Source organism: Paraburkholderia sp. RL17-347-BIC-D (genome assembly GCF_046027915.1).
Lineage (GTDB): Bacteria > Pseudomonadota > Gammaproteobacteria > Burkholderiales > Burkholderiaceae > Paraburkholderia.
Map to the genome: position 1 here is coordinate 18,456 of NZ_JARESS010000074.1, position 10,042 is coordinate 28,497.

General features: G+C 58.9%; 9 protein-coding genes. 6 read left to right on the forward strand and 3 right to left on the reverse strand.

Annotation, left to right across the window (positions count from 1 at the left end; genetic code table 11):
- The first annotated feature begins 326 nt into the window (after positions 1-326).
- Positions 327-1,454, forward strand: a complete 1,128-nt coding sequence (locus tag P0D96_RS43510) for a VIT1/CCC1 transporter family protein (protein WP_408320167.1) — start codon at positions 327-329, stop codon at positions 1,452-1,454.
- A gap of 20 nt (positions 1,455-1,474) precedes the next feature.
- Here P0D96_RS43510 and P0D96_RS43515 read toward each other — a convergent pair whose 3' ends face one another.
- Both P0D96_RS43515 and P0D96_RS43520 read right to left on the reverse strand, forming a co-directional pair.
- On the reverse strand, positions 1,475-1,693 hold the full coding sequence (locus P0D96_RS43515; RefSeq protein ID WP_408320169.1) for a hypothetical protein: 219 nt from the start codon (positions 1,691-1,693) through the stop codon (positions 1,475-1,477).
- Positions 1,694-1,765: 72 nt separating this feature from the next.
- The gene (locus tag P0D96_RS43520; RefSeq protein ID WP_408320171.1) at positions 1,766-1,975 is read right to left on the reverse strand and encodes a hypothetical protein; all 210 of its coding nucleotides are present in this window, start codon (positions 1,973-1,975) and stop codon (positions 1,766-1,768) included.
- Between the two features lie 146 nt (positions 1,976-2,121).
- On the opposite strand from P0D96_RS43520, the gene imuA reads away from it, so the two are divergent.
- From imuA to P0D96_RS43545, 5 genes are all read left to right on the forward strand, one after another.
- Entirely contained in the window at positions 2,122-2,829 is a 708-nt protein-coding gene (gene imuA / locus P0D96_RS43525; RefSeq protein ID WP_408320173.1) for a translesion DNA synthesis-associated protein ImuA, read from the forward strand.
- Positions 2,759-4,228, forward strand: coding sequence for a Y-family DNA polymerase (locus tag P0D96_RS43530; RefSeq protein WP_408320175.1), 1,470 nt, complete (start codon positions 2,759-2,761; stop codon positions 4,226-4,228). Before imuA ends, P0D96_RS43530 begins: the two co-directional genes overlap by 71 nt.
- Before the next feature lie 6 nt (positions 4,229-4,234).
- Positions 4,235-7,384 carry an error-prone DNA polymerase gene (locus P0D96_RS43535; RefSeq protein ID WP_408320177.1) on the forward strand — a complete coding sequence of 1,050 codons (3,150 nt, stop codon included), beginning with the start codon at positions 4,235-4,237 and terminating at the stop codon, positions 7,382-7,384.
- Between the two features lie 218 nt (positions 7,385-7,602).
- On the forward strand, positions 7,603-7,845 hold the full coding sequence (locus tag P0D96_RS43540; RefSeq protein WP_408320179.1) for a hypothetical protein: 243 nt from the start codon (positions 7,603-7,605) through the stop codon (positions 7,843-7,845).
- Positions 7,846-7,899: 54 nt separating this feature from the next.
- Positions 7,900-8,862, forward strand: coding sequence for an SOS response-associated peptidase family protein (locus P0D96_RS43545; RefSeq protein ID WP_408320180.1), 963 nt, complete (start codon positions 7,900-7,902; stop codon positions 8,860-8,862).
- 365 nt (positions 8,863-9,227) lie between these two features.
- On the opposite strand, the gene P0D96_RS43550 is transcribed toward P0D96_RS43545, so the two are convergent.
- On the reverse strand, positions 9,228-10,040 hold the full coding sequence (locus P0D96_RS43550) for an aldo/keto reductase (protein WP_408320182.1): 813 nt from the start codon (positions 10,038-10,040) through the stop codon (positions 9,228-9,230).
- Positions 10,041-10,042 lie beyond the last annotated feature (2 nt).

Consider the following 10,042-nt stretch of genomic DNA (forward strand, 5'->3'; position numbering starts at 1 on the left):
GTCCTCAAGTACGCCAGGGAGCACATGTGGCAATCAAGATAGAATCGCTCCCAATTTCTTGATGGCAAGATGCCGGGCCTTAGGCTTGGATAACTGGACCGAAACATCATCGTGTTCATCCAGCGCATTTACCAACATCGTGTCCTGACCAGTTCAACGGGGACCTGCGCCGGTGTCTGCGAGACGGTGTGTCGGCGCGCGGACCCAAATCGGTATGAGAACCGTTAACTTTCTCGATTAGGCCGCGTTTTAGGGGCTTTGTGATTCAGGTTTCCTGAATCAAATACGCTACGTGGTGGCGAACAAAAATCGGCAAGTACTTCACGATGGCATCGAAACACGAAATCAAGCGTTTCAGGGCAAACCTCTCTGATGAACTTCATAGTGCTGCGCTATACGAAACGCTTGCCAAGCTCGAGGAGGATGAAACCCGCAAGCAGGTCTACTGCGACCTGGCCCAATCAGAGCGTGACCATGCGCAGGTGTGGGCGGAAAAGCTGAGAGCCAACGGGGTCCGCCCGAAGGGAACCGGGCAGGCCGTCAAGACACGCCTGATGAAGACACTGGTCCGCTTGTTCGGCGCGGGTTTCGTATTGCCCACGCTTGCTGCGGCGGAGTACGCAGACCGGAACAAATATCACGGGCAACCGGATGCGGGGCGCATGTCGGCCGACGAGCATCACCACGCCGCAGTGGTCCAGACGCTGGCTCATGGCGGCGACCCGGACATGTCGCAGGGCGCGCGTATTGCCGCAGCCGAGTCATGGCACAAGGGGGTGTCGTCGGGGAACGACCTGCGCGCAGCAGTACTCGGCGCGAACGATGGTCTCGTCTCCAATTTCTGTCTGATTATGGGCGTGGCGGGTGCGGGAACGGGCAACAAGGCAATCCTGCTGACAGGGCTTGCCGGGTTGATAGCCGGAGCGTGCTCGATGGCGCTGGGTGAATGGCTTTCGGTGACCAACGCCCGGGAGTTGGCTAGCACCCAGATTGCGAAAGAAGCCGACGAGTTGGAGACTTCGCCCGAGGCCGAAGAGCACGAGTTGGCGCTGATTTATCGCGCGAAAGGGCTCGAAGCCGATGAGGCGAAGCGCGTGGCATCGCAGATGATGCGCGACAAGGACAAGGCCCTTGAAACGTTGACACGGGAGGAGCTTGGACTGGACCCGGCGGAGCTGGGCGGGAATCCGTGGTCGGCTGCTGGCGTCTCCTTCTGCCTGTTCTCGGTCGGTGCCATTTTCCCGGCGATGCCGTTCCTATGGACGCATGGACTCAGCGCCATCGCGCAATGTATCGTGCTGAGCGCTCTTGCTCTCGCGTCCATCGGAGTCTTCACATCACTCTTTAACGGACGAAGCGCGGCCTTCTCCGCATTGCGGCAGGTTGTCATCGGCCTTATCGCTGCAGCTTTCACGTTCGGTGTTGGGCGACTCCTGGGCGTGTCTGTTTCGTAGTGCGTGGCTACGCGCGTCTGCTATTCGTCGCTCTCTATCCAGGCGCGACACCACGCGATGCCAGCGATCTCAGCATCCTCCTCCGTTCCGAAGTGTCCAAGGACTCCAGACACGTTGACGACTTTCGTATGGCGCGTGATTGTGCCGCTCCCAGCGAACCGTTCGGTCCGTGGGGTGTCTTCCTGTTGCAGGATGGCGTGACCCCATAGCGTGTATCCACGATATTTCTCAGTTTGCATCCGTCGACCTCTCAAGGTCCTCCATGCCGCGCACTGTGAATGATTCACTAACGCAAGCGGCTCGACAAGTATCTATTGCCTGAGGCGCCGCGTGTCAATTCCGGCCGTCTTCAACGCAGCGTCAATCATCCTCAACTCCTGGCCAAAATCAAGCGGCCATTCTTCGCCGTCGCACCGGACGGTCATGCCGTTGTGCATGGAAATAAGGCGACGCGCTTTAAACAAGGCATCGACAAGCTTTGATTCGCGTTCGGCCTCCCGAACCCAGTCATCTGCTCTCATGGTGGAACCTCCTCTGGGCAATGGAAGCAGGACATGAGGCCGAGCGATGTATGTCGCGCAGCCCATTTCTCGAAATATAAGTGACAGTTCACGCCTACGAATTTACGTGTAGGATACTGTATAAATATACAGGTTTTCAGGTCCACATGTCCCGCACAACCGTCACGGCCGAAGAGATACATCCGTCCCTGTGGCGTGCGTCCCAGCTCGCGCGTGGCCGTGGGCGGGTCGTCGAGACTGGCTATCCGGCCCTGTCGGCGGAGCTTCCCGGTGGAGGCTGGCCGGTCGGAGCGCTCATCGACCTGATGGTCCAGCAAGCCGGGGTGGGTGAATTGCGACTGTTGCGCCCGGCGCTCAGTGGCTCGAGCGACCGCCCTGTGGCGTTCGTGCAGCCGCCACACACCCCGGACGGACTTGGACTCAACTACATCGGACTTCCCATTGACCAGGTGCTGAGGGTGAAAGCGCAGAAGACCGCCGATGCGCTCTGGTCGGCTGAGCAGATTCTGCGGGCAGGCAGTTGCGGTGCGCTCATCTTCTGGGCGCAATACGCGCAGGCATCATCGCTGCGGCGCCTGCATCTGGCGGCGCAGTCATCCGAAACACTTTTCGTGATGGTCAGGCCCCTGGCAGCGGCACAGGACTCATCGCCCGCGCTTTTGCGGCTCGCTTTAAGACCATCCGCCGACGGTCTGACCGTTGACATTGTGAAACGACGAGGGCCAGCGCGCGCAGAGCCTCTGTCGATTCCCCTTCAACCCACACCCGTATTGCTTTCCCGACATGCGCGTCTTTCTCGCCGTCCACTTGCCGAAGTTGCCGCTCGAGGTGTTCCGACCGAAGTGGTCGTCTGAGCCTGCCCACGGAAGTGCAGTCCTGGAGAAAGACAAAGTGGTCATTACCGACAGCACGGCTCGCGCAGCTGGCGTGCGCCTCGGGATGAAGCGCGGCGGAGTGCTGACACTGTCGCCGGAAACAGAGATGCATGAACGCGATGCGGCCAAGGAGGCCGCGGCACAGCGGGAGGTGGGCATCACCCTGATGCGGTTTTCACCTGAGGTCGCCTTGCTTGACGAAGCGACCGTCGTTGTTGAGGTCGGCGCGAGTCTGCGACTCTTCGGCGGCCTGCTTGCATTGTGCCGCGAAGCGAAAGCGGTCCTTGGGACGCTCGGGCTTACAGCACGCATTAGCGCTGCACCCACCGGCCAGGGTGGATGGCTCCTGGCGAAGTTCGGAAACCGGCGCGTACTCAAGCTGGCTTCCCTTGAACAACGACTAGCCGCTTTACCGATGATGGCCGTTCCTGAGGTTCGTCCGTTCGGAGACTGGTTCTCCGGGCTCGGGTGCGAAACCATCGCGGATGTAAGACGCCTGCCACGCGCCGGTCTGCAGCGGCGATGCGGTGAACATCTCCTTGATTCGCTCGACCGCGCGTTCGGCACGGCTCCCGAACTGTTTGACTGGCTCGAACTGCCCCCCACTTTTTCCGCACGCATCGAAATGCCGGACCGGCTTGAACACGCGGACGGCGCAGTGTTCGGTGCGCATCGACTCATCGTGCAATTGTGCGGCTGGCTTTGCGCCAAGCAGCTTGCGGTTACGGCTATCAGACTGCTGCTCGAACATGAACGCGGGCGCGACGCTATCGAGCCGACAACCATCGACATTGCGCTGGGCGAGCCGACCTGGAAAGAGGAGCATCTTGTCAGGCTGCTCAAGGAGCGGTTACACCGGATTGAGCTGGCCGCACCCGTCATCGCGCTGCGACTCGATGCGTCCAGAGTGGAATCCGCAGCGCCGGCATCTGACACGCTATTCCCGGAGCCGGGAGGTTCGAAGGAAGACCATGCGCGGCTTCTGGAGCTGCTTGTTGCGCGGCTTGGAGAGGACAATGTTCTTCGACCCGCGCCGACTGCCGACCATCGCCCGGAGGTCGCAAACCGTTGGGTGCCGGTGACGTTCAAGTCGAAGCAGGAAGCACTTCCGCTCGGTCTACCGAGACCAACCTGGATGCTGGACAGACCGGTGAGACTGCTGATGCGTCAGCATCGTCCCTTCTATGGTTCTCCACTGCGGATGGTGTCACCTGGCGAACGCATCGAGGCCGGTTGGTTTGATGGTGAGCTCGTGACGCGCGATTATTTCGTGGCGCAGGCGGAAGACCAGAGTTGCTATTGGATATATCGCGAGCGTGTCAGCAGCCGCGATGCGGAAGAGGAGCAGCGGTGGTTCCTTCACGGACTATTCGGTTGATGCGTCATGGACACCACCTTCAATGTCCTTCCGGCGTATGCCGAGCTCTTTTGTCTCTCGAATTTCAGCTTCCTGCATGGCGCTTCCCATGCCGAGGAACTGTCTGAGCGCGCGGCACAGCTCGGCTATTCGGCACTGGCTGTCACAGACGAATGTTCGCTAGCTGGTGTTGTGCGTGCGCACGTCGCAGCGAAGGAGACGAAGCTACCGTTTATCGTCGGCTCGTTCTTCCGGCTCGTCAACGCCGACGGCTCGCCCGCGTTCGGACTCATCCTGCTCGCCAGGAACCGCGAGGGATACGGAAACCTGTCTGAACTGATTACGCTCGCCCGCACCCGGGCAACCAAGGGCAAATATCGGCTGACGCCACAGGACCTCTCGCGACCAGAGAAGGAATATCGGCACCTTCGCGGGATGCCGGACTGTCTCGCCATTCTTGTACCGGATTTCCCGGCCAACGAGGATGTCCTTGCTGCACAGGTCGAGTGGCTGGACGATACATTTACTGGCCGCGCCTGGGTCGGGTTGGTGCTTCATCAACGGGCCATGGATGAAATTCACCGTGGCTCGGTCGAGTTCATCGCGCGCAACCTGGATGTACCCGTGGTGGCGCTGGGGCATGTCGTCATGCATGTGCGCTCGCGCAAGCCACTGCAGGACACGATGACCGCCATCCGCGTCGGGAAACCAGTTCACGAATGCGGTTACGACCTTGCGCCAAACGCCGAGCAGCATCTGCGGTCTCGGCTCCGGCTTGCAAACCTGTACCCGACCGAAGCACTCGCGGCGACCGTCGACATCGCGAGTCGCTGCACGTTTTCGCTCGACGAACTGCGCTATGAATATCCTGACGAACTGGTTCCCGCAGGCATCACCCCGAAAGCTTACCTTCGGCAGGAAACATACATCGGCGCGCAGCGACGTTTCCCCTCGGGTATTCCGCACAAGGTACAGGAACAGATTGAGCACGAACTGGAGCTGATAGCGGAGTTGAAATATGAGCCGTACTTTCTCACGGTATACGACATTGTTCGCTTCGCACGTAGCCAGCACATCCTGTGTCAGGGCCGCGGCTCTGCCGCCAACTCCGCAGTGTGTTACTGCCTCGGCATCACAGAGGTCGACCCGGCACGCGGTAGTATGTTGTTCGAACGCTTCATCTCAAAAGAGCGCGGTGAGCCGCCAGACATCGATGTGGATTTCGAGCATCAGCGGCGCGAAGAAGTCATCCAGTACATCTATCGTAAGTACGGTCGCGACCGCGCCGCAATTGCCGCTGCGGTTTCGACCTACCGACCGCGTGGCGCGCTCCGCGAGACTGGCAAGGCCCTTGGCGTTGACCCTCAGATAGTTGACCTGGTCGCCAAGTCGCATCACTGGTTTGATAACAGTGAGGATTTGCTGAAGCGCTTCGCCGAGTCCGGGCTTGACCCCGAGAAGCCGCTTACGCAGGCGTGGGCGAGACTCGCGTCACAGCTCCTAGGCTTTCCACGTCATCTGTCACAGCATTCTGGCGGTTTTGTTATCAGTCGCGGCAAGCTGACCCGTCTCGTGCCGGTCGAGAATGCGGCAATGGCTGACCGCAGCGTTATCGAATGGGACAAGGACGACCTCGAGGCGCTAGGCCTCCTGAAAATTGACGTGCTCGCGCTCGGCATGCTGTCGGCCATCCGCCGCGCGCTGGACATCGTGTCGGAGCAGCGCGGCGAGCGCTTTGAGATGCAAGACATTCCCGCTGAAGACCCGCAGACGTACGAGATGATTTCTGCTGCGGACACTGTTGGCGTGTTTCAGATTGAGTCGCGGGCGCAAATGAGCATGCTGCCTCGCATGAAGCCATGCACCTTTTATGACCTGGTCATTGAGGTAGCCATCGTCAGGCCGGGACCGATTCAGGGTGGCGCGGTCCATCCTTATCTGCAACGTCGTCAAGGATTCGAACCCGTGACGTATCCGAGTGAGGCGTTGAAGACGGCACTCGGCCGTACGCTCGGCGTACCAATTTTTCAGGAACAGGTCATGCAAGTGGCTATCCTGGCCGCAGGGTTTACCGCCGGCGAGGCCGACCAGTTGAGGCGCGCGATGGCCGCGTGGAAACGTAAAGGTGGACTTGAGAAATATTATGACCGTATCGTTAACGGGATGCTCGAACGCGGCTACGACCAGGCCTTCGCTGAAGGCATCTTTGAGCAAATCAAAGGGTTCGGCGAGTACGGCTTCCCGGAGAGTCATGCGGCAAGCTTCGCGTTGCTGGTATATGCAAGCAGCTGGCTGAAGTGCCACGAGCCAGAGGCATTTCTTGCTGCCATGCTCAACTCGCAACCCATGGGGTTTTACTCTCCATCACAGCTCGTCCAGGACGCCCAGCGCCATGGCGTCAAAGTGCTTCCTGTCGATGTGACTGTTAGCGGTTGGGACTCAGTGCTCACGACAATCCCTTCTGCGGAGCGACCGGTAGTGCGTCTCGGCCTATCGTTACTCCGAGGCATGAAAGATGGCGCTGCCGAGCGTATCGAGAATGCCCGGGCAGTTCGACCTTTCGAAACTGTGAAGGACCTTGCTCGCAGAGCGCAATTGGACCGAAAGGACCTTCACCTTCTAGCCGATGCCAATGCGTTGGCTTCGCTTGCCGGCAATCGTCGCGAAGCGCTATGGCAGTCTGTTGCCGCTGTGCCGGATAAAGACATGCTTGCAGTGGCCGCGGTTGAAGACGAAACGCCTGACCTTGGTGCGCCGACAGAGGCGCACGACATCGTCGCTGATTACCGGTCAGTTGGTCTCACTCTCGGTCGGCATCCGCTTGAGTTGCTGCGGCCGCAGTTGCTAGCGAACCGCCTGATGCCAGCGTCAACTTTGCGCACATACCGTGATGGACGACTCGCGCGAGGCTGTGGACTTGTTACGGTGCGACAGCGGCCGGGCACCGCGAAAGGCGTCTTGTTCGTGACGCTGGAAGATGAGACGGGGAACGTGAATGTCATCATTTGGCCAAGCCTTTTTGAAAGACAAAGGAAGGAGGCCCTTGGAGCGTCGTTGCTTGCCGTGTACGGAACCTGGCAATGCCAAGGCGAGGTTCGGCATCTGGTCGCGCAGCGGCTCGTTGACATGTCGTATCTGCTCGGCGGTTTGATTACTGCGAGCAGAAACTTCTGCTGACGGCAGCTTCCCCCTTTATCACGCGGCAATAAGGTAGTTCAATGCCAGCGGCACGCATTGGCCGGTTTGCCCCGCAGATTTGAGCCCACGGCGGTCTTGTACTGCGAACATTGTTTCCATCCGCCTACGGGAAAATTTGAGGAACTGGCTTCCATGCTCTGGACATGAGCCTGTCAGCATAGAATGGTCGTGAGTTACTTACGTCTCGGAGGGTTGCCATGACAGACAATGCGGGCGCTAGGGTTGTGGCGGGTGGTGAAGCAGCGGGTCAGTTCGATGAAGCCTGCGCTTACGTCAGGCAGACGACGGGTGCGCGTTGCGCTGCAGTCGTCATCATCGACGGCGATGCAGGCTCGGGGTACTCCGTCGTAGGACCGCTTGATGCACAAGTCCTCTTGCCCGATATCCTTGAGCAGATAGCATCAACCTTGCGCGGGCAGCTGTTCAAAAATCTGCAATGAGAGGACGGCTGCACGCTGGCAACCTACTCTTCCACAACAGGAACGGAGGCATTTATGTGCTACTCGGCCCAGATTCAGGCTGACTACCGGAAATTCGTGCGCACATTCGGCGCCGTGATGGACATCGACGAGTTCGCGCGCTTGTTTTTTGAGCGCGCGGAAGGCGTTAGTAAGGCAAAGATACCGAAGGCGATTGAAGACTCTTTTGCCGAGCCGCAGACTGACGCCGAGCGCGAAATCAAAGCACTCATCGACCGTTTCAATGCTGGCCAAGTGACCAAACTTGAACAGGACCTGTTCAAACAACGTAAGCGGCTAGCGGACGCCGAACGGTCACTGCAGACAAAGGTAACGAAAGCCGCCACCGAAAGCCAGCGAATCGCCATGGATAAAATCGCCTGGACCCGCGGCAAGCTTGACGACATCCAGCGCACCGAGCCTCAGCCGCGTGACTCGCGCATTTTCCCCGGCCACTACGCACCCGTGATGGTCATCGAAGACGGTCAACGCGTTGTGAAGCCAATGCGCTATCAGTGTCGTATTGCTGGCAAACCGGCTGTCTACGACGTCAAATATCCAGGCACATATACCGCAAGGCGCGACAATCTCCAGGGCTTTTGGAAACCTGTGTTTGGGTACACGCATGGCATCATACTTGTCGACGTCTTCTACGAAAATGTGAGCAGAGCCAAGATGGAGGGAACGCTACTCGAGACACACGAGCGTGACGAAAATGTTGTGCTGGAGTTTCGCCCGAGTAACGGCGAGCTGATGCATGTCGCATGTTTGTGGTCGCGCTGGTCAGCGTCGGGCGAATCAGACTTGCTCTCATTCGCGGCCATCACGGACGAACCGCCGGCGGAGGTTGCAGCGGCGGGTCACGACCGCTGCATCATTCCTATCAAGCCCGAAAACATCGATGCGTGGCTCAAGCCAAACCCGAAAAAGCTGGAGTCAATGTACGCGATTCTTGATGACAGGGACCGGCCGTATTATGAGCATCGGTTGGCGGCGTGACCACCGATTGTTGCAGGCTCACGATGGTGGATTGAAACAGAGGTCAATCCACCAAATTGCGGGTTGCTCAAAGGAGGGCATTTAAGAGCCACGAGTCATCTGACTTAATGAACTCGTATGTGAGACTTTGGCACTCACCGCTCCCCGGGCTGTAGTACACGGCCCTGAAGGTGAAGGCATTCAGAGACTTTTTGCGTCCACGCTGTTTGTCTCGCATGAGTTGAACATGATGGACGCAATCGAAGGCGGTTCACGCGAGAGTCTGACGTTCTGTTGAATGGATGTCGATGAAACAGCGTCGATTGCCGCCCCACCGCTGCGGCGATGACTAGCGAATGGACTGCACTGCAGTGCGAAGGCAACAGTTACGCGTCCCATTCCGGCGCGAATGGCGGAGTGACGAAACGGTGGTTCTTCGGCAACGCCGCAATAGCGTGCCGGTCATCATCGTCGAGTTTCACCGCCAGCGCGTCGAGATTGGATTTTTGACTCTCGCGGCGTTGAGCCTTAGGAATCACGGCGACCCCGTCCTGTTCCAGAAGCCAGGCGAGTGCAACCTGGGCAGCAGTCGCGCCATGCTTGGTGCCGATTGCCTGAAGTACGGGGTCGCATGCTGCCCTGCCTTGCGCAAGCGGGGCATAGGCGACAAGTGGAATGCCTTTCTCGCGCAAGTAGTTCAGCATCTTCGACTGGTCTAGAAATGCGTGGTATTCAATCTGGTGGCAGGCGATGGGGGCACCGATTTCCTCGATGACTTTTCGTAGCATCGTCACGTTGAAATTGCACACACCGATTGAGCGAACGGTGCCGTTCTGCAGAAAGCCTTGCATTGTTTCCATGACGGCGCCGAGGTCCATGTCGCGCGAAGGCCAATGCACCATGTACAGGTCAACGTAGTCGACACCGAGCTTTGCGAGGCTGGCGTCAAGGGCGCGACGCAGGGCATCCGGCGCGAGGTTCTCGTGCCATACCTTGGTGGTCAGATGCAGTTGCTTTCGCGCGAGACCCGAGGCCGTAATTGCGGCGCCTACGGCTTCTTCGTTCTGGTACATCTCGGCGGTGTCGATGTGTCGGTATCCGAGCTCCAGCGCACTTTCAACTACTGGCTGGCAACCTCCGCCCGGCATACGAAATGTGCCAAATCCGAGGCGGGGCAGTTCAATTCCCTGTGTCTTCAAAG

Excerpts from the sequence above, each read along its gene's own strand:
- P0D96_RS43510 (WP_408320167.1), top strand. The coding sequence starts at position 327 with ATGGCATCGAAACACGAAATCAAGCGTTTCAGGGCAAACCTCTCTGAT.
- P0D96_RS43515 (WP_408320169.1), bottom strand. The coding sequence starts at position 1,693 with ATGCAAACTGAGAAATATCGTGGATACACGCTATGGGGTCACGCCATC.
- P0D96_RS43520 (WP_408320171.1), bottom strand. The coding sequence starts at position 1,975 with ATGAGAGCAGATGACTGGGTTCGGGAGGCCGAACGCGAATCAAAGCTT.
- imuA (WP_408320173.1), top strand. The coding sequence starts at position 2,122 with ATGTCCCGCACAACCGTCACGGCCGAAGAGATACATCCGTCCCTGTGG.
- P0D96_RS43530 (WP_408320175.1), top strand. The coding sequence starts at position 2,759 with ATGCGCGTCTTTCTCGCCGTCCACTTGCCGAAGTTGCCGCTCGAGGTG.
- P0D96_RS43535 (WP_408320177.1), top strand. The coding sequence starts at position 4,235 with ATGGACACCACCTTCAATGTCCTTCCGGCGTATGCCGAGCTCTTTTGT.
- P0D96_RS43540 (WP_408320179.1), top strand. The coding sequence starts at position 7,603 with ATGACAGACAATGCGGGCGCTAGGGTTGTGGCGGGTGGTGAAGCAGCG.
- P0D96_RS43545 (WP_408320180.1), top strand. The coding sequence starts at position 7,900 with ATGTGCTACTCGGCCCAGATTCAGGCTGACTACCGGAAATTCGTGCGC.